This window comes from Streptomyces sp. WZ-12 (assembly GCF_028898845.1).
Taxonomy (GTDB): Bacteria; Actinomycetota; Actinomycetes; order Streptomycetales; family Streptomycetaceae; genus Streptomyces.
Genome location: NZ_CP118574.1, coordinates 3,430,165 through 3,453,099 on the forward strand (window position 1 = coordinate 3,430,165; position 22,935 = coordinate 3,453,099).

Annotated in this window: 20 protein-coding genes; 7 read left to right on the forward strand and 13 right to left on the reverse strand. The window is 72.4% G+C overall.

Going from position 1 to position 22,935, the window contains the following annotated elements; all coding sequences use genetic code 11:
- Positions 1–1,101, reverse strand: coding sequence for a succinyl-diaminopimelate desuccinylase (gene dapE / locus PV796_RS14375; RefSeq protein WP_274913487.1), 1,101 nt, complete (start codon positions 1,099–1,101; stop codon positions 1–3).
- Positions 1,102–1,142: 41 nt separating this feature from the next.
- On the opposite strand from dapE, the gene PV796_RS14380 reads away from it, so the two are divergent.
- Both PV796_RS14380 and PV796_RS14385 read left to right on the forward strand, forming a co-directional pair.
- On the forward strand, positions 1,143–2,078 hold the full coding sequence (locus tag PV796_RS14380; RefSeq protein WP_274913488.1) for a heavy metal transporter: 936 nt from the start codon (positions 1,143–1,145) through the stop codon (positions 2,076–2,078).
- 307 nt (positions 2,079–2,385) lie between these two features.
- Positions 2,386–2,847: an ATP-binding protein gene (locus PV796_RS14385; protein ID WP_274913490.1), complete on the forward strand. Its 462-nt coding sequence runs from the start codon at positions 2,386–2,388 to the stop codon at positions 2,845–2,847.
- 88 nt (positions 2,848–2,935) lie between these two features.
- Here the strand turns inward: PV796_RS14385 and dapC are convergent, their stop codons facing one another.
- Both dapC and fdxA read right to left on the reverse strand, forming a co-directional pair.
- Positions 2,936–4,054, reverse strand: coding sequence for a succinyldiaminopimelate transaminase (gene dapC / locus PV796_RS14390; RefSeq protein WP_274913492.1), 1,119 nt, complete (start codon positions 4,052–4,054; stop codon positions 2,936–2,938).
- A 204-nt stretch (positions 4,055–4,258) separates the two neighbouring features.
- Positions 4,259–4,585, reverse strand: a complete 327-nt coding sequence (fdxA, locus tag PV796_RS14395) for a ferredoxin (RefSeq protein WP_016573354.1) — start codon at positions 4,583–4,585, stop codon at positions 4,259–4,261.
- Between the two features lie 142 nt (positions 4,586–4,727).
- Between fdxA and PV796_RS14400 the strand changes: the two genes are divergently transcribed.
- Both PV796_RS14400 and PV796_RS14405 read left to right on the forward strand, forming a co-directional pair.
- The gene (locus PV796_RS14400; RefSeq protein WP_274913494.1) at positions 4,728–5,744 is read left to right on the forward strand and encodes a GNAT family N-acetyltransferase; all 1,017 of its coding nucleotides are present in this window, start codon (positions 4,728–4,730) and stop codon (positions 5,742–5,744) included.
- A gap of 17 nt (positions 5,745–5,761) precedes the next feature.
- A complete protein-coding gene (locus PV796_RS14405; protein WP_274913495.1) occupies positions 5,762–6,634 on the forward strand; it encodes a transglutaminase-like domain-containing protein in 873 nt (290 codons plus the stop codon).
- 18 nt (positions 6,635–6,652) lie between these two features.
- On the opposite strand, the gene PV796_RS14410 is transcribed toward PV796_RS14405, so the two are convergent.
- From PV796_RS14410 to PV796_RS14450, 9 genes are all read right to left on the reverse strand, one after another.
- Positions 6,653–7,756: a PP2C family protein-serine/threonine phosphatase gene (locus tag PV796_RS14410; RefSeq protein ID WP_274913496.1), complete on the reverse strand. Its 1,104-nt coding sequence runs from the start codon at positions 7,754–7,756 to the stop codon at positions 6,653–6,655.
- Between the two features lie 191 nt (positions 7,757–7,947).
- Positions 7,948–8,553, reverse strand: coding sequence for a response regulator transcription factor (locus PV796_RS14415; RefSeq protein ID WP_274913497.1), 606 nt, complete (start codon positions 8,551–8,553; stop codon positions 7,948–7,950).
- 83 nt (positions 8,554–8,636) lie between these two features.
- Complete coding sequence (locus PV796_RS14420) at positions 8,637–9,902, reverse strand: sensor histidine kinase (protein WP_274913498.1); 1,266 nt, start codon at positions 9,900–9,902, stop codon at positions 8,637–8,639.
- The gene (locus PV796_RS14425) at positions 9,899–10,636 is read right to left on the reverse strand and encodes an ABC transporter permease (protein ID WP_274913499.1); all 738 of its coding nucleotides are present in this window, start codon (positions 10,634–10,636) and stop codon (positions 9,899–9,901) included. Before PV796_RS14425 ends, PV796_RS14420 begins: the two co-directional genes overlap by 4 nt.
- Positions 10,633–11,604: an ABC transporter ATP-binding protein gene (locus tag PV796_RS14430; protein WP_274913501.1), complete on the reverse strand. Its 972-nt coding sequence runs from the start codon at positions 11,602–11,604 to the stop codon at positions 10,633–10,635. Before PV796_RS14430 ends, PV796_RS14425 begins: the two co-directional genes overlap by 4 nt.
- A gap of 199 nt (positions 11,605–11,803) precedes the next feature.
- Positions 11,804–14,053 carry a hypothetical protein gene (locus PV796_RS14435; RefSeq protein WP_446750595.1) on the reverse strand — a complete coding sequence of 750 codons (2,250 nt, stop codon included), beginning with the start codon at positions 14,051–14,053 and terminating at the stop codon, positions 11,804–11,806.
- 243 nt (positions 14,054–14,296) lie between these two features.
- Positions 14,297–14,830: a DUF6113 family protein gene (locus PV796_RS14440; protein ID WP_274913503.1), complete on the reverse strand. Its 534-nt coding sequence runs from the start codon at positions 14,828–14,830 to the stop codon at positions 14,297–14,299.
- Positions 14,827–15,795: an N-acetyl-1-D-myo-inositol-2-amino-2-deoxy-alpha-D-glucopyranoside deacetylase gene (gene mshB / locus PV796_RS14445; protein ID WP_274913504.1), complete on the reverse strand. Its 969-nt coding sequence runs from the start codon at positions 15,793–15,795 to the stop codon at positions 14,827–14,829. Before mshB ends, PV796_RS14440 begins: the two co-directional genes overlap by 4 nt.
- Before the next feature lie 110 nt (positions 15,796–15,905).
- The gene (locus PV796_RS14450; RefSeq protein WP_274913505.1) at positions 15,906–16,100 is read right to left on the reverse strand and encodes a hypothetical protein; all 195 of its coding nucleotides are present in this window, start codon (positions 16,098–16,100) and stop codon (positions 15,906–15,908) included.
- 233 nt (positions 16,101–16,333) lie between these two features.
- On the opposite strand from PV796_RS14450, the gene PV796_RS14455 reads away from it, so the two are divergent.
- Positions 16,334–18,517 carry a S9 family peptidase gene (locus PV796_RS14455; RefSeq protein ID WP_274913506.1) on the forward strand — a complete coding sequence of 728 codons (2,184 nt, stop codon included), beginning with the start codon at positions 16,334–16,336 and terminating at the stop codon, positions 18,515–18,517.
- A 368-nt stretch (positions 18,518–18,885) separates the two neighbouring features.
- Here the strand turns inward: PV796_RS14455 and PV796_RS14460 are convergent, their stop codons facing one another.
- The gene (locus PV796_RS14460; RefSeq protein WP_274913507.1) at positions 18,886–19,440 is read right to left on the reverse strand and encodes a hypothetical protein; all 555 of its coding nucleotides are present in this window, start codon (positions 19,438–19,440) and stop codon (positions 18,886–18,888) included.
- Positions 19,441–19,979: 539 nt separating this feature from the next.
- Between PV796_RS14460 and PV796_RS14465 the strand changes: the two genes are divergently transcribed.
- Positions 19,980–21,017: an ABC transporter permease gene (locus PV796_RS14465; RefSeq protein WP_274913508.1), complete on the forward strand. Its 1,038-nt coding sequence runs from the start codon at positions 19,980–19,982 to the stop codon at positions 21,015–21,017.
- A 103-nt stretch (positions 21,018–21,120) separates the two neighbouring features.
- A complete protein-coding gene (locus PV796_RS14470; RefSeq protein WP_446750596.1) occupies positions 21,121–22,920 on the forward strand; it encodes an ABC transporter substrate-binding protein in 1,800 nt (599 codons plus the stop codon).
- Positions 22,921–22,935 lie beyond the last annotated feature (15 nt).

The following is a 22,935-nucleotide window of genomic DNA, read 5'->3' on the forward strand; positions in this document are numbered from 1 at the left end:
TCAGGCCGCCGGGCCGCCGGTCAGCCAGGCGCGCAGCCGCTCCTCGCAGTGCAGGATGTGGTCGACCGCGACCCGCTCGTCCTTCTTGTGGGCCAGCAGCGGGTTGCCGGGCCCGTAGTTGACGGCCGGGACGCCGAGGGCGCTGAAGCGGGAGACGTCGGTCCAGCCGAACTTGGGCCGCGCGGCGCCGCCGACCGCGGTCATGAACGCCTCGGCCGCCGGGTGCGACAGCCCGGGCAGCGCCCCCGGGGAGTGGTCGTCGACGATGAACTCGTCCACGGGGCAGTCGGCGAAGACCTCGCGTACGTGGGCCACCGCCTCCTCGGCGCTGCGGTCGGGCGCGTAGCGGTAGTTGACGGTGACGGTGCACTCGTCCGGGATGACGTTGGTGGCCACCGCGCCCTGGATGCCGACGGCGTTGAGGCCCTCCCGGTATTCCAGGCCGTCGATGACCGGGCGGCGCGGCTCGTAGGCGGCCAGCTTCGCCAGGATCGGGGCGGCGGCGTGCACCGCATTGGCGCCCATCCAGGCGCGCGCGGAGTGGGCGCGCTCCCCCCGGGTGCGCAGCAGCACCCGCAGGGTGCCCTGGCAGCCGCCCTCCACCTCGCCGTCGGTGGGCTCCAGGAGGACGGCGAAGTCGCCGGCCAGCCAGTCGGGATGGGCCTCGGCGACCTTGCCCAGGCCGTTGAGGTGCGCGGCGACCTCCTCGTTGTCGTAGAAGACGAAGGTGAGGTCCCGGTTGGGCGCGGGGACGGTGGCGGCCAACCGGAGTTGGACGGCGACCCCGGACTTCATGTCGGAGGTGCCGCAGCCCCACAGGACACCCTGGTCGTCCAGGTGGGAGGGGACGTTGTCGGCGATCGGCACGGTGTCGAGGTGCCCGGCGAGCACCACCCGCTCCGCGCGGCCGAGCTGTGTGCGGGCGACGACGTTGTTGCCGTACCGGTCGACGGTCAGGTGCGGCAGGGCGCGCAGGGCGTCTTCCACGGCGTCGGCGAGGTCCTTCTCGGTGCCGCTCACGGACGGGAAGTCGACGAGCCGGGCGGTCAACGCGGCGGCGTCCAACGACAGGTCAAGGCCGGTGTGAGTAGAGCGCTCCATGGGGCCGACCCTATCGGCAGCCCTCCGGTACGTTGTGCTGCGTGTCCGCCCAGCCCGTTTCCCCCGCCCGTCGCACCCGTCTGTGGCGCACCGCCGCGGCCTTTGTCGTCCTCCTCGGGGTGGTCGCGTATCTCCTGGTGCAGTACCTCACCAGCGGCCCCGGGGCGCCGCACTGCACGGTGCGCGTCCAGGGTGGCGGGGATCCCTACGAGCTCACGCCCGAGCAGGCCGCGAACGCCGCGACGATCTCCGCGGTGGCGGCCTCGCGCGGGCTTCCCGAGCGGGCGGTGACGATCGCACTGGCGACCGCGATGCAGGAGTCCGGGCTGCGCAACATCAATTTCGGCGACCGGGATTCGGTGGGGCTTTTCCAGCAGCGGCCGTCCCAGGACTGGGGCACCGTGAAACAGATCATGGACCCGGTCTATGCGTCCGGGGAGTTCTACCGTCATCTGGCGAAGGTGCCGGGGTATTCCCGGCTGCCGCTGACCGTCGCCGCGCAGAAGGTGCAGCGCAGCGGTTATCCGCAGGCGTACGCCAAGCACGAGGCGAATGCCACGCTGCTCACCGGGGCGTTGACCGGCCGCAGTGCGGACGCGCTGAGCTGCACGGTGAGCCACCCCGTGGACAGCCCGGGGCCGGACGGCGCGGCGAAGGTCAGGGAGAAGCTGGTGCGGGAATTCGGGCCCGAGGTGCTGCCGCGGACGGTGGGCGCCGGTGGGCGGTCCGCGACGTCGGGGCGGAGCGTGACGGTGCCGGTGCAGCCCGACGGGTTCCGCACGGCGGCCGAGGGCGACACCGTGCAGCGCGGCTGGCAGTTGGCGAACTGGGCGCTGGCGCACGCCACCGACCTGCACATCGAGCAGATCTCCTATGCCGGGCGGACGTGGACGGCGGCCGACTCGGGCAAGGGCTGGCAGGGCCCGGCGGCGCCCGACGGCGCGGCGGAGTCGGTGCGGATCGTCACCGCGCGCTAGGGGTGTTGGGCCCGGTCGCACGGGCTCGACCGGCAATCCTTTTTCCCCGCACGGAATTTCACCTGCCCGCGACCGTATCCCCAGCCAATTCCCGTGCGTTTTACGGTCCGTGACGTTTCCGCACGGCATCGGCACGCATGCATATTGCCGCTCTTTAACGAGGGCGGATTATGTGACACGTTGCCAACTCTTTACCGGTGTTCGCCGCAACCTTCGGGCACCTGACGCGGTAATCAGGGCGTCCGTCCGCCCTGCGGACATGGCACATCTGTCAGAAGTACGAGTCCTTCTCCGTAAAAGGAGCACCATGTCCCTCCCCGTTACGCGTCGGATCGCCCGAGCCGCCCTGCTGGTCGCAGCGGGCGCCGCTCCCGTGGTCACTGCGGCCGGATCCGCGAGCGCCGTGGACCTGCCGCCCAAGGGCAACGAGCTGGGCGGACTGAGCACGCTGGACTCCGCGAACACCAGCAAGACTCTGGACAACACCGCCCGGACCGGCGTCGGCGTGGTCAACGCGACGGGCAACGAGGCCGCGCGCACCCTCGCGCCGGCGCTGGTGAAGACCCTGGGTCCGGTCGTCGAGCAGGCCGCCCCGGTCACCAAGGACACCGCCCACAAGGCGGGGGACGTGGCCCGCCCGGTCGTGAGGGACGGGGTCTCGACCGACGCGCTCGCCGCCGAGGTGGCCAAGCGTCTGCTGGACTCGCCCGACGGGCTGCTCAAGCCGGCCGCCGGCCTGCTCGGCGGGCTGCCGCTCGGCGGCCGGTGAGCAATCGCTCCACCACACACCGCGCGACGCCGCGGGGGCCCGGGGAGAACGCCTCCCCGGGCCCCCGTGCGTTCAGCGCGTCACCGGCTCAACTCCCGGACAGCCGGCGCACCGCGGCCGCCACGCGCTCGTCGGTGGCGGTGAAGGCGATCCGGACGAAGCGCCCGCCCGCGGCGCCGTAGAACTCGCCGGGGGCGACCAGGATGCCGCGCTTGGCGAGGTCGCCGACGGTGTCCCAGCAGGGCTCGTCGCGGGTCGCCCAGAGGTAGAGCGACGCCTCGCTGTGCTCGATGCGGAAGCCCGCGGCCTCGAAGGCGGTGCGCAGCGCGGCCCGCCGGCGGGCGTAGCGCTCGCGCTGCTCGGCGACGTGGGCGGTGTCGCCGAGCGCCGCGACGGTGGCGGCCTGGACCGGCGCGGCCATCATCATGCCGCTGTGCTTGCGGATCTGGAGCAGGTCGCCGAGGACCGCGGAGTCGCCCAGCAGGAACGCCGAGCGGTAGCCGGCGAGGTTGGAGCGCTTGGAGAGCGAGTGGACGGCGACGAGGCCCTCATAGGAGCCGTCGCAGACGTCCGGGTGCAGGACGGAGACCGGCTCGGCGTCCCATCCCAGTTCGAGGTAGCACTCGTCGCTGACGACCAGCACGCCGTGCTCGCGGGCCCAGGCGACGGTGCGGCGCAGCTCGTCGACGGTGAGCACCCGACCGGTGGGGTTGGAAGGGGAGTTGAGCCAGAGCAGCTTCAGGCCGGCCGGGTCGAGGGCGGTCGGCTCGTCGTAGGCGACCGGCTCGGCGCCGGCCAGGCGGGCGCCTACCTCGTAGGTGGGGTAGGCCAGCCGCGGGTAGGCGACCTTGTCGCCGGCGCCCAGGCCCAGTTGGGTCGGCAGCCAGGCGACGAGCTCCTTGGAGCCGACGACCGGGAGCACGTTGGGGTGGGCGAGGTCGGGGGCGCCGAGGCGGTCGGCGGCCCAGCCGGTGAGCGCGTCCCGGAGCGCGGGGGTGCCCCACACCGTCGGGTAACCGGGGCTGTTGGCGGCGTCGGTGAGCGCCTGCTGGACCAGCGCGGGCACCGGGTCGACCGGGGTGCCGACGGAGAGGTCGACGATGCCGTCGGCGTGCGCGGCGGCGGTCGCCTTGTACGGCTCCAGGCGGTCCCAGGGGAAAGCGGGAAGACGCTCGCGAAGCGACTGGCGGGGGGAGACTGCGCCCACGGTGCTCTCTTTCTCGTACGGGCCTGCTCGCGGGGTGACGCCGGGGACGCCGGGACGCGAAAACGCCTCGGTCCCGTACGGCGTGGCCGTACGGGACCGGGCGGCGCCGTGCGGCCTTCCCCAGCTCGTGCCGGGGCTGCCCCAGCTACCTCGGAGGTGCGGGAGAGCGGGCCGGCTCCCCTCCGCCCCTCCGGGCGGTGTCGGTCAGTGGTCCTGGTTCTGCGGCGGCAGGGCGGCGATGAACGGGTGGTCGCGCTCGATCAGGCCGAGCTTGCTGGCACCGCCCGGGGAGCCGAGCTCGTCGAAGAACTCCACGTTCGCCTTGTAGTAGTCCTTCCACTCTTCCGGGGTGTCGTCCTCGTAGAAGATCGCCTCGACCGGGCAGACCGGCTCACAGGCACCACAGTCGACGCATTCGTCCGGGTGGATGTACAAGGACCGGGAGCCCTCGTAGATGCAGTCGACGGGGCACTCCTCGATGCATGCCTTGTCCTTGACGTCGACACAAGGCTGCGCGATGACGTAGGTCACGCTGTCGTTCCTCCTCGGTAGGGCCGGCGGACCGATCGGCGGTACCGCCGCTGGGCGCGCGGGAGCGCGGCGTCGTCGATGCCCGCCACCTAGTATCTCCGTTCCCGGGCACGAGACGAACAAGAGGGGCGGTTAGAGAGCGATGGAATTCCTCGCCGGCGGTCGCGCGGAAGTCCGCATCACCCATGCTGACGTGGGCAAAAGGGTATCCGTCCGGCGTCTGACCGGGGCCGGTGCGGGGGCTGGGGCGTTCACGGACGCGGTCGGCGTTCTCACATCATGGGACGACGGTGTGCTGAGCATCACACGGCGCAGCGGCGAGTGCGTACGGATCGATGAATCTTCGCTGGTGGCGGGCAAGGTGGTGCCCGCGGCGCCGGCCCGGAGGAGGGGTCCGGCGGCCTCGGTGCGCGAGCTCCAGGAGGTCGCGGCCCGTGGCTGGCCGGCCGTTGAGACGGAACGTCTCGGAGAGTGGACGCTGCGGGCCTCCGGGGGCTTCACCCGGCGCGCCAATTCCGTTGTGCCGCTCGGTGACCCCGGTGTCCCGTTGGACGAGGCGCTGGCCCGGGTCACCCGGTGGTACGCAGACCGCGGGCTGCCCGCCCTGTTCACCGTCGCCACCGGGCGGGCCGACGCCGACGAGCACCTGGCCGCCGAACTGGCCACCCGCGGCTGGCGCGACGAGGCGCACACCTCGGTGCGGACCGCGGCGCTGGCACCGCTGGCGGACACCGCCGCGGACACCTCACGGGTGCTGCTCTCCCGGCAGCCGGACGCCGACTGGCTGGGCCTGTACAACCGGGCCGGGACGCCCACCGCGGACGCGCTGGCGGTGCTGACCGGCGGCCCGTCGGTCTGGTTCGCGCGGGTGCCGGCGCCGGACGGGGGCACCGAGGCGATCGGTCGGCTGGCCGTCGACGGGCGCTGGGCGGGCTTCGCGGCGGTGGAGACCGCCCCCGCGCGGCGGCGCCGGGGGCTGGCGAAACTGGTGATGGCGGCGCTCGCCGAGCGGGCCCTCGCCGAGGGCGCCTCCGCGGCGTACCTCCAGGTCGAGGCGGACAACGCGGGCGCGCTGGCACTGTACGACGGGCTCGGGTTCACCGAGCACCACGGCTATCACTACCGGCGCGGCCCGGCCGCCGGCGCGACCGGGGTCTGAGGGGGTGTCCGTCCGGTATGGGTGAGCGAGCGGAGCGCGGCGGGGAGCCGGGGCGGGACGCGGCGCGCGACGAACGGCGGCGGCAGTTCGCGGCGGCGGCCCGCGAGGAGCGGCCCGACCTCGCCCTGCTGTGCCTGCTGATCGGCGCCGAGGCCGACCCGTCCCTGGGCGAGGCCGGCATCGACGCGGCGCAGATCGAACTGGACCGGCTGGCCGGCGCGCTGCCCTACGCCCCGGCCGGCGGCCCCGGCGCCTGGGCCCGCAACCTCGCCGAACTGCTGGGCACCCGGCACGGTTTCGGGGGCTCGGCCAGCGACTACCGGCGACTCGCGTCGTCGCTGCTGCACGAGGTGGTGCGGCGGCGGCACGGCCTGCCGATCCTGCTGTCGGTGGTCTGGATGGAGGTCGCCCGGCGGGCCGGGGCGCCGGTCTACGGAGTGGCGCTGCCGGGCCACTTCGTCGTCGGGCTGGGGGATCCGGCCGGGCGGCACGTGCTGGCCGACCCGTTCGAGGGCGGGCGGCTGCTCACCGACCAGGACGCGGCGATGCTCGTCGCGGGGGCCACCGGCGAGGCGCTGACGCCGGGGATGCTCGCGCCGGCCGGCCCGTTGGAGATCGTCCAGCGGATCCTCAACAACATCCGGGCCTGGGCGCAGGCCCGCCCGGAGCACAGCGCGGTCCACCTGTGGGCGCTGGACCTGTCGTTGCTGCTGCCCAGCCATCCGGCGCGGCTGCGTCACGAGCGCGCCCGGCTCCTGGTGCAGCGGGGCGAATTCCTGGCCGGGGCAGCCGAGTTGGAGGAGTACGCGCAGGTGTTGGAGCCGGTCCAGCCGGCGGCCGCGACCGCTCTGCGGCAGGAGGCGGCGGCGGCCCGGGCCCGGCTCAACTGACCGGCCGGCGGCGCGCGGTCAGGCCGCCGCCGGGGCCTCGTCCGCGGAGGCACGACGGATGATCAGCAGCGTGGCGTCGTCCTTCAGGTCGCCGCCGGTGAAGTGCTCCAGGTCGGCGCGGAGCGTGCGGGCCAGGTCGGCGGGCTCCAGTTCCACCCGGGCGGCGATCCGCTCGGCCAGCGGGTAGAAGTGGCCGTCGGCGCTGCGGGCCTCGGTGACGCCGTCGGTGCACAGCACCACCCAGTCGTGCGGTTGCGGGCTGATCAGGACGCTCCGGCGCGGCTCGCGGCTCAGTCCGGCCAGCCCCAACGGGAGCCCGCCCTCACCCTCGGAGCGCTCGTCGACGTGGCCGTTGCGCACCAGGTAGTACGGGATGTGGCCGCAGGACAGGATGCGGGCCCGACCGGGGGCGCGGAGCTCCAACAGCAGCGCGGTGACGAAGCGCTCGTCGGTGCCCTCCTGCGCGGAGCGGGCGTTGTAGCGGGTCAGCGCCTGCTCCATCCGGCCCGCCACGCCCTCCAGCGACTCCTGGTACTGGGCCGCCTCGCGGAACGACGCCAGCACCTCCAGGCCCGCGCCGATCGCCGGCATGCCCTTGCCCTGAACGTCGCCGATCAGCAGCCGCAGCCCGTGCGGGGTCTCGACGGCCTCGTAGATGTCGCCGCCGACCCGGGCGCCCTCCTGGGCCGAGACGTAGAAGCCGTACGCCTCCACGGGGCCCGCGCGCAGCGGGAGTTCGCGCAGCATGGCCTGCTGGACGGTGTCGGCCACCAGGCTGGTGCGGGCGTGCAGCGCCTCGCGCTGCAGCCGGGTGCGGCACAACACGAGGGAGAAGACGCCCGCCAGGAACGCCCCGAAGACGCCGACGACCCGGCTGGCCGGAGCCCAGTCGGGCACCGTCAGCAGATCGACGTAGGTGAGGCAGACGACGTAGACGACCGCCACCAGCAGCGTCCGGTGGTAGGAGCAGCGCAGTGCGGCGACCAACAAGGCGATGCCCATGAACGCGGAGAGGTGCAGCTCCGGGCCGGTCGTGGCGTCGATCGCCGCGACGACCACGATGGCGAGGATCAGCAGCACGGGGGCGAGGACGCCGTCCTCGGCAGGGCGGTGGGCTGGCATGACACTTCAAGCCTGCGGGACGTTCCGCGCGCCCGCACAGGGGCGAAGGTCCGCCGGATCACCCGACGGAGGTCGCGGGCGCGGCCGGCGGCGCGGGGACGGCCGTGGCCCGTTGGAAGCGCCCTGGGGCCTGTCCGACGGATCGCGGCCGGGGCGCCCCTGGTCCGTCGGGCAGGGGATTCGTTGCGGTACTAGAGCCAACCCTTGTCGCGGGCGGTGCGGACGGCCTCCGCGCGGTTGCGGGCGCCGGTCTTCTGGATGGCGAGCGAGAGGTAGTTGCGGACCGTGCCCTGGGAGAGGTGCAGGGCGGTGGCGATCTCGGCGTTGGTGGAGCCGTCGGCGGCGGCCCGCAGGACATCGCGCTCGCGCTCGGTCAGCGGGCTGGCACCGTCGGCCAACGCGGCCGCCGCCAGCGCCGGGTCGATGACCCGCTCACCGTCCAGCACCCGGCGCACCGCGTCCGCGAGCTGGGCGGCCGGGGCGTCCTTGACCAGGAAGGCGTCCGCGCCCGCCTCCATGGCGCGGCGTAGATACCCGGGGCGTCCGAAGGTGGTGAGGATGACGACCTTCACGCCGGGCAACTCGTCGCGCAGCCGCGCCGCGGCGTCCAGCCCGGTCATCCCCGGCATCTCGATGTCCAGCAGCGCGACGTCGATCGCATGCGCCCTGGCCTGGGCGAGGACCTCGTCCCCGCGGGCCGCCTGGGCGACGACCTCCAGGTCGTCCTCCAGGGACAACAGCGCCGCCAGCGCCTCCCGGACCATGGACTGGTCCTCCGCCAGCAGCAGTCTGATCATGCGGGCCAGCTTACGGCCCGAGGCGGGCACGGCGGCCGGGAGTCCGTGCACGGGGCAGCGGGGTGGGCCCGGCAGGGCACCCCTCAGGCGGGGCCGTTCACCGGCTCCGGGGAGCTGTCCGGCGCGGGTATCGGGCCGTCCGGGGACGGGGACGGGGCGCGCAGCGGGACGAAGGCCCGCAACACGAAGCCGCCGGAGCCGGGGGCCTGGCCCGTCTCCAGATGGCCGTCGGTGAGCGCCAGCCGCTCGCGCAGGCCAGCGAGGCCGTTGCCGTCGTGCTGGGCGCGGGACGGGCCGTCCCCGTCGTCGGCCACGGTCAGGCAGACATAGCGGCGCTCGTCGGCCTCCCACTCCTCGGTGAGCAGCAACTCGCAGCGGCGGGCGCCGCTGTGCCGGACGACGTTGGTGACCGCCTCGCGCAGCGCCCAGGCCAGGGCGCCCTCGGTGTCGGCGGTCAGCCCGTGGTGCTCCTCCTCCAGCGACGGGTCGACGGTGAGCGCGATCTGGGCGGTGCGCAGCGCGGCGCGGGCGCCGGCCAGCTCCACCGCCAGGCGGGGGCGGCGGTAACCGGTGACCGCCTCGCGGACGTCGACCAGGGCCTGGCGGCTGACCCGCTCGATGTCGGCGACCTGCTTGGCGGCGTCGTCGGGGCGGCCGGGCAGCATCCGCCCGGCCAGCTCGCTCTTGAGCGTTATCAGCGAGAGCGAGTGCCCGAGGAGGTCGTGCAGATCGCGGGCGAGCCGCAGGCGCTCCTCGTTGGCGGCGAGGCGGGCGACCTCCTCCCGGGCGGCCCGCAGCTCCTGCGTCGTACGGACCAGGTTCTGCACGCCGACCATCACGAAGCCGCTGCCGAGGGCCGGCAGCGCGTAGGCGAAGAGGTAGTAGTTGCGTATCTCCGGATAGCGGATGCCGACGGCGATCAGCACCGCGGTGATGAGCGGGATGACCCAGCGGGAGCGCTGCCAGGGCAGGACCACCGCGGAGGCCACGCTGGTGAAGATGAACAGCACCAGCCAGGAGTAGCCCAGCGTCCAGGTCAGGAGGACGGACAACAGCACCATCACGATCAGCGGGGTGTACCGGAGGGCGAGCGGCGGCTTCCGCAGCATGTGGCGGAAGACCAGCAGGGCGTAGGCGAGGACGAAGAGCGTGAGGCCGACGACGCCCCATATCCGCTGGCCGGTGCTGAAGCCGCGGTTGGTGAGCTCGGCCACCGGGCCGGCGAGGTAGAGCAGCCAGATGGCGATCCACATCGACTTGCCGACGGCCTGGCGGCGACTGCGCGGCCGCTGCCCGATCAGCACCGGGTTGCGGTCGTCCGCCACGCTCGTCGTCTTCACCGGTCTCATGCCTTTCGAGTGTCCTTGCGGTACAGCCAGGCCGCACCGCCCACGAAGAGGATGAGGTAGCCCAGCAGGATGGTCACGTCCTTGACGTGCGGGGCGCCGCCGGCCTCGACGGCGGTGCCCAGCGCCGCGTAGGCGTGCGTCGGGAGCCATTCGGAGATGTTCTGCACCCACTGTGGCAGCAGCGTCATCGGCATCCACAGGCCGCCGAGGAAGGCCAGCGCGAAGAAGCAGAGCATGGAGACCGGGCGGACCGCGTCGCCGGTGGCCACGTAGCCGATGGCGACGCCCAGGGCGGCGAAGACGAAGCTGCCGAGCCAGGTGCCGACGGCGATGGCGAGCCACTGCCAGGCTTCGAGCCGGACGTCCTTGACGACCGCACCGGCGATCAGGACCAGCAGGATCGAGGGCAGGCTGACCGTCGCCGCGGCGGCTATCTTCGCGGCGACATAGCCCCGGCCGGGCAGCGCGGTCAGGCGGAGCTGGCGCACCCAGCCCTGCTCTCGCTCCTTGGCTATCCGCTCGCTGTTGCCGAGCAGGACGGCCGTCATGGCGCCGAAGGCGGACATCGAGACCATGTAGTAGAGACCCATGGTGAGGCCGGTGCCGGTGAGCGGCTTGTTGTCGGCGCCGCCGGCGATGAGGAGGTAGAGCGCCGGCGGGTAGATCACCGAGAAGAACATGAACTTCTTGTTCCGCAGCGCGCGGAGGATCTCCAGCTTGATCAGAGTGGTCATCGGGCCGCCTCCTCGGCGGTGGTGATGGCGATGAACGCCTGCTCCAGGCCGAGGCCGGAGACTTCGAGGTTGCGCGGGTAGAGACCGAGGCCGTAAAGGGCGTGCACGGTGGCGTCGGCGTCCTGTGACTGGATGCGGACGGTGCGCGCGGCGCCCGCGGCGGAACCGCTGTGGGACACGGTCAGGGACGTCAGGTGCGGCAGGGCCTCCAGCGCGCTGCGGTCGGGCAGCTCGTCCAGATCGAAGGTGATCCGGCGGGCGCCGGCCCGGGCCTTGATCTCGGCGGAGGTGCCGTCGGCCAGCACCCGACCGCGGTGCAGCACGATCACGCGGTCGGCTATCTCGTCGGCCTCTTCGAGGTAGTGCGTGGCGAAGAGGACCGTGCGGCCCTCGTCGGCCTGGCGGCGCATGGCGCCCCAGAAGGTCTGCCGGGAGGAGACGTCCATGCCGGTGGTGGGCTCGTCGAGCACGATCAGGTCGTTGGCGCCGGCGGTGGCGAGAGCGAAGCGCACCCGCTGCTCCTGGCCGCCGGAGAGCTTGCCGACGAGCCGGTCCGCGATGTCGGTGATGCCGGCGGTGGCCATGATCTGGTCCACGGAATAGCCGCGCGGGTGCAGATCACGGGCGAGCCGGACCAGCTCGCGGACCTTGACGCCCTCCATCAGGCCGCCGCTCTGGAGCATCGCGCCGACCCTGCCCTCCTGTATGGCGCGCTGCGGGGTGGTGCCGAAGAGGGAGACCTCGCCGGTGTCCGGGGTGCGCAGGCCGAGGAGGAGGTCGAGGGTGGAGGACTTGCCCGCGCCGTTGGGGCCGAGGAGGGCGACGGTCTCGCCGGGGTGCAGCTCCAGGTGGAGGTCGGCCACCGCGCGCACCGCGCCGTAACTCTTACTGACCCCCTGGAAGCTGACCACCGGGGCCCGGCCCGCGTCCCGCGCGGCGGTGAGAGTGGTGGTAGCTGTCGTCGTCATGACATTGAGCTTCCTCGATCGACGGTGCGGTCCGGCAGTGTCAGGTGTCCGCAAAGCGGCATGACAGATGTCATGGGTGAGGCCCCCTAGGGGGAATCCCGGAGGACTCTCCCCAGAGGGCCTCTGACCTGCTGGTGCCGAGGATACGGCGGTCGGGAAGCGGAAATCCCGATCGTCAGTTGCCGTTGGTCGCGATCCGTCAGTTGCCGTTGGTCGCGATGGTCTGGACGCGCTCGGCGGGGGTGCTGCCCTGCAGCGCCTTGCCCACCGCGCCGGCCACCTCCTCGACGCTGACCGGGTGCTTGCTGCCGTCGCCCTTGGTCACCATGACGCCGTCGAAGGTGGTCCCGTAGAGCTCCTTGAGGGCCGGCCGGTCGTAGTAGGGCACCAGCTCGCCGCTCACGATCTTGAAGGAGAAGAACTTCGGGATGGACTTCTGCGGGCTGAAGGAGACCGCGTGTTGGGGGTCCGTCCGCACCGTGATCAGCCCGGACATCGCCGGCTCGGCGAACTGCTTGAGCGCCTTGTCCACCGCGGCCTTGCTGACCTTGGGCTGCTGGATGGTGGCGGCGAGCACCACGGGGGCGTCGCTGCCGGTGCTGACGCGGTTGAGGTAGGCGTCGGTGATCTTGCTCTCGGAGGCCGCGGCGTCGATCGCCTTGTGGGGCGCGCCGTAGTGCGGCACCGCCTTGCCGTTCTCGAACGTGATCCCGCCGTCGGCGGTGGCGTCCGCCGGGCCGGTCACGTTCTGGAGCGCGACCCCCAGCTTCTCCTTGTCGGCGATCACCGCGGGCTGGGCGGTGCGCTTGACGCCGAAGAGCGAGCCGATGACGGAGACCGGGTTGTAGTCCCGGCCGGCCGCGTTGCGGACCGTCGCCTGGAGGTCGACGTCCAGGCCGGCCCGGGCGGGCAGCAGGCTCTCGGACTTGCCGTCGACGGTGATCTTCAGCGGTGCGGTGCGACGGTCCTTGAGGGCGGTCTCCAGCTTCTTGACCGCGTCGTCCTTGGAGGTGCCGCCGATGTCCACGCCGAGCGCGGTGGTGTTGTTGGGCACGTCGGCGTGGTCGAGCAGCAACCCGGCGCCGTAGGCGACGCCAGCCAGGACGACCACGGCGACGCCGAGGAGCACCAGCTTGTTGCGGCCCTTCTTGGGCGGGTTGATCGGCTCGGGGATCTTGGGGCGGGGCTTGGCGGCCGCGCTCTCCTCGCCGTTGCCGGGCGCCGCGGCGAACGGGGTGGCGGTCTTCGGACCGTCCTTCCCGGGGACCTTGGGGATCCCGCCGACCAGGGTGTCGCCGGACACCCGGCCAACGGGGCCGCCGCTGCGCGGGCCGCCCTTGGGGCCGGGCCGGGCGCCCTTGTCCTGCCGGGTGCCGCCCAGGCCGCCCGTGATGCCGCCGGCGACGCCGGGTCCGGCCCCAGCCGGGGGCTGCGGGGTGAGCTCGGCGGTGTCGTCGCTCAGCCGGCCCGCGGCGCTCTTCCCGGCGCTGGGGTCGCTGAATCCGGGCGGGAGGTCGAGCGCGGAGTCGCCGCGCGCCGGGCCGACCGTCGGGCCGCTGGGGCCCTGCGGGCCGTCGAACGGGGAGGGGCCGGCCAGCGGGTCGCCACCGGGTGCGTCGCCACCGAAGGGGGCGCCACCCAGGGGGTCGCCGCCCAACGGGTCCTTGCCCAACGGGTCGCCGCCCAGAGGGTCGTTGCCCAGGGGGTCCTTGCCCAACGGAGCGCCGCCCAGAGGGTCGTTGCCCAGGGGGTCCTTGCCCAACGGAGCGCCGCCCAAGGGGTCGCCGCCCAGCGGGTCGTTCTCGTAGGGCGAGGCGGTGTGGCCGCGGCCGCCGTCGAAGGGCGTGCCGCCGTCCTGCGGGACGGGCCCGGAGGCCGCCGCCGGGGCGTCCGAGAAGTACGGGAGGTCCGGGCGCTGCGGGGTGGACGGGCCGCCCGCCGCCGCTGCCGGCGCACCCGGCACCTGGTGGGTGCCCGTGGTGGACGACTGCCCGCCGGCCGGCCCCTGGGGCTTGCGCGGCGAGAACCAGTCGCTGGTCGTCTTCTCCTTCGGGGTGGCGGGTGCCTCGCCCGCCACGGCCTCCGGGCGCGGCGTCTCCGCCGTCCGCTCGGCGGCCCGCTCGCCACCGAAGGCCGGACGGGACGTCCCCTGGGAACCGGAGCCGCCGGCGGAACCGCCGGATGCAGCCGATGCGTTCATGCCGGACTCCTCACCGACGGGCTTGCGCACGACGACCGGCGGGATGGGGCGGGACCCCGGGATATTGATCTTGATCCGCGTCGTCAGCGTGGTCTCGGTCTTGGGCTCCTCCGGCCGGTCCGCGGATCCGGGCGCCGACGCCTCGCCGGCTTCTCCCCTGGGCGAGCCGTAGGGCGGTGTCCCCGACGGGTAAACGGCTCCGCCGCGGCCCCGAGGGCCGGAGGACGAACTGTCAGATTCACGACTCAAAGCAGGTTCTCCCGGTTGGCTCCGCCGCTCGTCAGACATGATCCCCCGACCTGAAGGCCGGGCGGGGAGCCTCCAGCGTCAGCGGGAGGGGCGCCCCCAGGGCGGCGCGGCGGCGCGCACCACCATACTGTCCGCCGCCGTCCGGCACTCCGAGTGCGCGGCAAGACCGCCGCATCGGCCGTGACGCCGGCATGAGTGCCGGCCGCCCGCAACTGCCCGGCGCACGCCCCGATATGGGCCGCGTCATCCGCCAACTCGGCCACGGGGCGCGGCGGTAGCACGGAACTGGTGAGCGGTGGCGCAGATCACAGCGATCACCATGCCGCCCAGGAGGAAGGCGTACGAGCCGAGCCCCGGCCCGAACAGGAAGTCGCCCTCCGGCCGTACGTCGCTGATCAGCAGGAACACCGTCACCAGCCAGGCCGCGCCGGGCACCAGCACCCCGGCCGCGGTCCCGGTAGCCCTGGAGCCCCCGTAGAAGAGGGCACCGATTCCGGCCAGCGCCAGCAGCAACCCGCCCGGGAACCAGGCCGCTTGGACGAGCGTGCCGGCGAGCGCGACCAGGACGCCGGCCACCAGCAGCAGGGCGTAGATGCCCACCCGGCCCGGCGTCAACGGTGCGCTCGCGGACGCCCCGCCCGGTGGCGCCGCGGGGGTGCCACCGCGCGCCGCGGCGCCGCCACCGGACGCCCTGGTCCGCTGGCCCCTGTCCGCGTCGGCGCCGCCCTTGTGGGGGCCGCGCCGTGCCGCGGTCCCGCCGCCCTTCGACGTCGTCATTCCGCCGCCTCCTCACGTCGGGTGCGCCCGGGCGCCCCCGTCGAACCGGCCGACTCCACGATCCCCGCGAAGAGATCGTCCTCGCGCTCCCCGTCGGCCGCGCCGGACTTTCCGTGCGCCAGCCGGTAGTGCTCCGTACTGAACAGCGGTTGGCCGAGGTCGTTGGAGAGCGCGAAGAACGCCCCGTCGATCACGATCTGCGTCCTGTGCGCGCGCATCGCCGCGGCCTTCGCGTCCGCGTATCCGCCCGCGCCGACGAGCGTCGCGGTGACCGCGTCGTCCGGCACTACACCGGGGACCTCGCCCACCGCCGCGACCCCGGCGAAGCGGTGCTCGGCTCCGGCCACCGCGGCCAGACCGGCCTCGACCTCCGAGCGGGGGTTGCAGTTCCAGTAAATCTTTTCGATCGCATACGCGCCGCCGAGATCCGGGCGGAAGTCGGCCCGCGCGGCCAGCTCCGCGGCCCGCATCGCCACGCGGTGGGCCTGAATGTGATCGGGGTGGCCGTATCCGCCATTCGGGTCATAGGTGACCAGGACCTGGGGGCGGACCTCGCGGATGACGGCCACCAGGTGGGCCGCCGCCTCGTCCACGGGGGCCTGCCAGAAGCAGCCCGGCCGGTCGTTCTGGGGCGCGCCCATCATCCCGGAGTCCCGGTAGCGGCCGGGGCCGCCGAGGAAGCGGTGGTCGGTGACGGCGAGGGCGGCCATCGCGTCGGCCAGCTCGCGGACGCGGTACGGGCCCAGGGCGTCGTCGCGGTCCGGCGTCAGGTGGGCGAGCCCGGGCGGGATGACCTCGCCCTCCTCGCCGCGGGTGCAGGTCACCAGCGTGACCCGGGCGCCCTCGGCCGCGTACCTGGCCATGGTGGCGCCGTTGTTGATCGACTCGTCGTCCGGGTGCGCGTGCACCAGGAGGAGGCGGCGACTGGGAGCGTCGCTGCGCCCCGCGGGCGGGTGGGAGGTCATGCCGACAGCCTACGAGCCGGCCGCGGCGCCCTGGGCAGCCGCTCTGCACGATCGCCCCGGAGCCCGCCGAGGCCGTGGCCGGGGCGGGCCGACTGGGGACGGCTAGCGGCTCAGAACTTGATGCCGCCGATCATCCCCGCGACGTTGGTCGTCAGGCTCTTGATCGTCGGGGCTACGGACGAGCTGGCCAGATAGAAGCCGAGCAGCATACAGACGAAGGCATGCAACGTCTTGAGCCCGGACTTCCTGATCAACAAGAAGACGATGATCGCCAGCAGCACCACCGCCGAAATCGAGAGTGCCACGGCGGCCCACCTCCAAGTACGCATGGTCCGGACAGAGTTGACGGTACGTGAGCCAAACGGACAGCACGACGTACCCGGGTATGCCAAGGGCTCTTGTACCCCACACCCCCTACGCGCATGGGATCATAACTTTCCGTCGTTGCGCATAAGTCGGTGCACCGGAGCACGGTGGGGGCGCACGCCGTTTTCCACAGTCCCGCCCGCCGCGGCCGCTGTCGCCGTAGGCTCGGCACATGACCGGACAGCTTCCCTTCCCCCGGCACTCGGCGCGCACCCAGCGCTTCACGCTCGGCGCCCCGCGCGCCTTCGCCCTGGCCCCCGACGGCGCCCGCGTCGCCTTCCTCCGCTCCGCCACCGGCACCGACCGCAGCCAGCGGCTCTGGGTCCTGGAGCTGGACGGCGGACGGGAGTTCACCGCCGCGGACCCGCACGCCCTGTTGGCCGGCGCGGAGGAGGACCTGCCGCCCGAGGAGCGGGCGCGCCGCGAGCGCAGCCGCGAGGGCTCGGCCGGCATCGTCGGCTACGCGGTGGACGCCGCGGTGGAGTTGGCCGCCTTCGCCCTCTCGGGGCGGTTGTTCGTCTCCGAGCTGCGGGCCGGCACCACCCGCGAACTCCCCGCGGCCGGCCCGGTGGTGGACCCCCGCCCGGCCCCCGACGGCCGCCATGTCGCCTATGTGTCGGGCGGCGCGCTGCGGGTCGTCGCGGCGGACGGCGGCGGGGACACCGGCGCGGCCGCGGACCGCGCGCTGGCGGAGCCCGAAGGACCCGATGTCACCTGGGGACTGGCCGAGTTCATCGCGGCCGAGGAGATGGACCGCCACCGCGGCTTCTGGTGGTCCCCCGACAGCGACCGGTTGTTGGCCGCCCGGGTCGACGAGTCGCCGGTGGCCCGTTGGTGGATCGCCGACCCCGCGCACCCGGACCGGGCGCCCGCCCAGGTGCCGTATCCGGCGGCCGGCACCGCCAACGCCGAGGTCTCCCTGGCCTTCTTCGGGCTGGACGGCGGCCGCACGGACGTCCGTTGGGACACCGCGCGCTATCCGTATCTGGCCCGCGTCCACTGGTCGGCGGCCGGCCCGCCGCTGCTCCTGGTGCAGACCCGGGACCAACGGGCCCAGCGCTATCTGACGGTCGATCCGGAGACGGGCGAGACCGCCGTGCTGCACGAGGACCAGGACGAGGTGTGGGTCGAGCCGTTCCCCGGGGCGCCGGGCTGGACGCCCGACGGCCGGCTGGTGCGGATCGCCGACGAGGGCGGCGCCCGGAAGCTGTTCGTCGGCGATCGGCCGCTGACCGGGGAGCCGCTGCACGTCCGGGCGGTGCTGGACATCGACGAGGACGACGTCCTGTTCGCCGCCAGCGGGCCGGAGTTGCACGACATCGGCGTCTATCGGGCGTGGTTCCACAGCGGCGGCCAGGAGGGCGGGGGCGCCTCCCCCGCCCTGACGGCCTGGGAGCGGGTCGGCGAGCGGCCGTATCCGACGGTGTCCTCGGCGGTGCGCAGCGGGGCGCTGATGGTGCTGACCCAGGCGTCGTTGGAGCGGCCGGGCGCCACCTCGGAGGTGGTGCGGCTGGATCCGGACGGCGCCGAGAAGACCCTGGCCGTCATCGGCTCGCATGCCGAGACGCCCCATCTCGCCGCCCGGCCGCGGCTGGTGCTCGCCGGCGAGCGCCGCATCCCGTGCGCGGTGCTGCTGCCCACCGGCCATACGGAGGGCGACGGTCCGCTGCCGGTGCTGCTCGACCCGTACGGCGGCCCGCACGGCCAGCGGGTGGTCGCCGCGCACAACGCCCATCTGACCTCACAGTGGTTCGCCGACCAGGGCTTCGCGGTGGTCGTGGCGGACGGCCGGGGCACCCCGGGCCGCTCCCCCGCCTGGGAGAAGGCGGTCTCCCGGGACCTGGCGTCGGTGACCCTGGAGGACCAGGTGCACGCGCTGACCGCGCTGGCCGACTCCTTCCCCCTGGACCTGACGCGGGTGGCGATCCGCGGCTGGTCGTTCGGCGGCTATCTGGCGGGCCTGGCCGCGCTGCGCCGGCCGGACGTCTTCCACGCCGCGGTGGTGGGGGCGCCGGTCACCGATCTGCGGCTCTACGACACCCACTACCAGGAGCGGTATCTGGGCCACCCCGCCGAGGAGCCGGAGGTGTACGCGCGCAACTCCCTGGTGACGGACGAGGGGTTGTCGGGCGCGGTGGAGCCGCACCGCCCGATGCTGATCGTGCACGGCCTGGCGGACGACAACGTGGTGGTGGCGCACTCCCTGCGGCTCTCCTCCGCGCTGCTGGCGGCCGGCCGGCCGCACGAGGTACTGCCGCTGACGGGGGTGACGCACATGGCCTCCCAGGAGCAGGTGGCGGAGAATCTGCTGCTGTTCCAAGTGGACTTCCTCAAGCGGTCGTTGGGGATCGCCTGAGTGGCCGCTGCGCTTGGCTTGGCTTCCCACGTTGTCGGCGTCCCCGCCGTGGGGGTTGCTGTTCTTGCCCCTGCGGCGCGGGTCCGCTGCGCGGGGCTGTTGGGTGCGGTGACGGACCTCCGGGGGTGGTGTGCAGGACTGCTTCGCTTTACGTCCTGCACACCACCCCCTCCGGCCCGTCCCCTCCCGTTTGAGGGGTGGGAAAACCGGTGAGTGGGGGCCGACCATCGTGGTCCGCCACCACTCAACCCACAAACCTGAGTTGGCCCACCGGCAGGGCGTGGCACCCACCTGTTCTTCCCACCCACCCACGGGAGGTGACGGACCTCCGGGGTAGGGGCCGGACGTAAAGCGAAGCAGTCCGGCCCCTACCCCGGAGGTCCGTCACCGCACCCCGAAAGCCCCGCGCAGCGGACCGGCTCGCCGCAGGCACCACGGCGGGAAAGCCGGCCACGTGGGGCGCCCCGCGGGCGCGGCTCGTCCGGCCCGTCGCCGTACACCACCGGCCGGCGCCCGTCCGCGGCGTCGTCCGGTGCTCCGGGCAGGGCCGCCGCGCACAGCCCGCCGAGCCCGCAGGCGACCGCCAGCAGGGCCCCGGCGAGGACGAGTTGGGCGACCGCGGTGGCCCGCGCCCAGGCCGCCGGCGTCCCGTCCGTACCCGGCGGCGGGTCCGGCAGCCACAGCACCGGCAGGCGCAGCAGTGCGGTGGCGGTCGCCAGGGACAGCAGCGCGCCCGGCGCCGTCGCCGTGCCGCGCCGGGCGGTGCGGGCGGCCGCGAGCCCGGTCGCCGCAAGCAGCGGGTCGTACACCGCCGTTGCCGCCCCCAGATCCCCGCCCGACAGGCCCGCGGGGTGCCGCAGGACGGCGAGGTCCCGGACGAGCCAGGCCGCCTCGGAGGCGGTGAGCAGCAGAGCGGACGCCACCGCCGTACGGCGGGCGCTCCGGGTGAGAGCTAACGACCGGATGGTGGACACGACCCGCCCCCGTCCGCGTCGGTGACCCACGAAGCCCACGGCGCCCCCGCGTTCGCGAAGGCGCTACCACAGATCTACTCCCATCTCAGCCATCGGACAACAGACATGGCGGGAACCAGACCGTGAAAGCCGCACAAAACGACGGTCGGCCGGGGCGCCGCTGACGTCCCCGACCGACCTACGGCACCCGCACGGCCGTACGGTGTTCATCATGGCGCGTCCGTATATCGGTGTTGCGACGGCCAAGTTGCCCGCATGTTAAAGCGATTGACGGCGAGATGCCCTAAATGCGGCACATGACAATCTCATGTCAAGCACGCCATGGCGACGATCTGCGCAATCTTCGCTCAAGAAGCGGACGACCTGTGCACAAGCACACCTCATACCCTTGACTCCGCCGTAAACCACTTGCGAAAGTCGCGCTCATCCAGCGGTGCAATCGGTGCCGCTTCACGTTCCAAGAGAACTCGGCGCGGGGGCACTTCGCGATGACTAGTCCATCCCAGACCGCGGCAAGCACGTCTGATTCACCAGGACCTGCGCCCAAGGGTCTGAAGAAGGAGAAGAAGAAGGGCACGGGCGGTGAGCTCGTCGGCCGTTCCCCCGGGCAGTTGATGTGGGCGCGCTTCAAGCGCGACCGCAGCGGCGTGATCTGCGGGATCGTCGTGCTCGCCTTCTTCCTCGTCGCGGCCCTGGCCCCGGTGATCGCCAAGCTCTACGGCAAGAACCCGTACACGCTCTACGGCGGCCAGGACCCGAGCCTGCTGGACGAGTTCAGCTACCCGGCAGGGCCCAACGGCGGCATGTCCAGCGACTTCTGGTTCGGCATCGAGCCGGGCCTCGGCCGCGACCTGTTCACCAACCTGCTCTACGGCATGCGGACTTCGCTGGGCATCTCGCTCGCGGTCACCATCCTGGTGGTCGTCACCGGCACCATCATCGGCATCACGGCCGGCTACCTGGGCGGCCGGACCGACTACTGGGTCGGCCGACTGATCGACTTCCTGCTCGCCTTCCCCAGCCAGTTGACGTTCGTGGCGTTCATGCCCGCGGTGATCGCGCTCTTCGTGGCACCGGGCGACGAGACCCCCACCTATATCCGCGTGATCGCGCTGATCCTCGTGCAGTGGGCGCTGGGCTGGATGGGTCTGGCCCGTCTGCTGCGCGGACAGGTGATGTCCCTACGGGAGCGCGACTTCGTCGAGGCCGCGAGGATCACCGGCGCCTCCCCCTGGCGCATCATCACCAAGGAACTGCTCCCCAACGTGGTGACCCCGATCCTCGTGCAAAGCACCTACATGCTCCCGCTGTTCGTGACGGCGGAGGCCGGCCTGTCCTTCATGGGCGTCGGCATCGTGGACCCCACTCCCGACTGGGGCCGGCTGTTCAAGACGGCCGGCCAGATCTACGAGAACGACCCGACCTACCTTCTCTTCCCCGGCGCCGCGATGGTGATCTTCGTGCTCTGCTTCAACCTGCTCGGGGACTCGGTACGGGACGCCTTCGACCCCAAGTCCGGGCGCTGATCGCCCTCTTGACGGGGGAGCTGTCACCCCCGCGCCGGTGGCGCACCGGATGCGTCAGACAGCACATCGGGACAACGACTGACAGGCAGGTGCTTGGATCCTCATGAATGCACTCTCCACGCGTAGAGCCCGCGCGATGATCGTGGCCCTGGCGGCCGGCTCGCTCGCACTCACCGGTTGCAGCGGCGGCGGCCGCGCGACCAAGGACGACGCACAGACCGACAAGGACGCGGCCACCCAGTCCAAGGTGGTGCCGATCGGTACCGCGGCGCAGTCCAACGGCCCCGCGGCCCCGGTCAAGGGCGCAGAGAACGGCGGCACCATCACCGTCTACCAGCGCGACAGCTACAACCACCTCGACCCGGCCCAGATGTACGTCAGTGACGTGGGCGACCTGGCCAAGCTGATCTTCCGTGGCCTGACCACCTACACCCAGGACGACAAGGGCAACAAGACCCTCGTCGGCGACCTCGCCACCGACGCCGGCAAGATGTCCGACGGCGGCAAGACCTGGACGTACACCCTCAAGGACGGCATCAAGTTCGAGGACGGCACGCCGATCACCTCGAAGGACATCCGGCACTCCATCGAGCGGATGTACGCGCCGTTCATCACCGAGGGTCCGACCTACATCCAGCAGTGGCTGTCGGGCGACGGCACGACCTACCGCAAGGCGCTGCCGGACGGTCCGTACAAGGGCGACCACCTGCCCAAGTCCGTCCTGGACACCCCGGACGGCAAGACCATCGTCTTCCACTTCAAGGCGCCGCAGACGCAGTTGCCCTACGCGCTGGCGATGGCGGGTTACAGCGTCGTCCCGGACAGCGCCAAGGACACCAAGGACAACTACGACGTCAAGCCGGTCTGCGCCGGCCCGTACAAGATCGCGTCCTTCAAGTCCGGCAAGTCCATGCAGCTGGTGAAGAACACCAACTGGGACCCCAAGACCGACCCGGCGCGCCACCAGTTCGTCGACGGCTACAACATCTCCTTCAACCACCAGTTCTCCGACTCCACCAAGCGGTTGATGGCCGATCAGGGCGGCGACAAGACCGCCATCAGCTTCACCAACGCCGTGGAGCCGACGCTCACCAAGCAGGTGCTGGACAACCCCAGCGCCAGCAAGCGCCTGGTGCAGGGCTACCAGCCCTACGTCTGGCAGCTCAACATGAACATGGACCGCATCAAGGACAAGCGGATCCGTGACGCCATCACCTACGCGCTGCCGAGCCAGCAGGTCGTCCGGATCGAGGGCGGCAGCTACGGCGGCGAGGTCGCCGGCGGTCTGCTCTCCCCGACCGTCGCGGGCTACGAGAAGGGCTACGACCCCTACGGCAAGCTGAAGAAGCCCAACGGCGACCCGGAGAAGGCCAAGCAGCTCCTGAAGGAAGCCGGCAAGACGGGCATGAAGCTCGTCTACGCCTACGCCAACACCGAGATCCGGCAGAAGGAAGCCGTCGCCATCGCCGACGGGCTGGCCAAGGCCGGCTTCGACGTGCAGAAGAAGGAGATCGACTCCTCCTCCTGGTACCAGCAGATGGGCAAGGTCGACAACGGCTTCGACATCTACCTGACCGGCTGGGGCCAGGACTGGCCGGACGCCTCCACGGTGATCCCGCCGTCCTACGACGGCCGCACCATCGCGGACGGCGCCTCCAACTACTCGCACGTCCGTGACCCAAAGATCAGCCAGGAGATCGACCGCATCCGGCAGATCCCCGACGTCCAGAAGCAGACCGCGGAGTGGCAGAAGCTCCACCACTACATCGTGGAGAAGGTCAACCCGGCCGCCCCGGTCTTCTACGTCAAGTCGCTCCAGCTCTACGGCTCGAAGATCGGCGGTATCCGGTACAACACGGACACCAACTACCTCGACGTGAACACGCTGTTCATCAAGAAGTAGGCAGCACACAGCCGA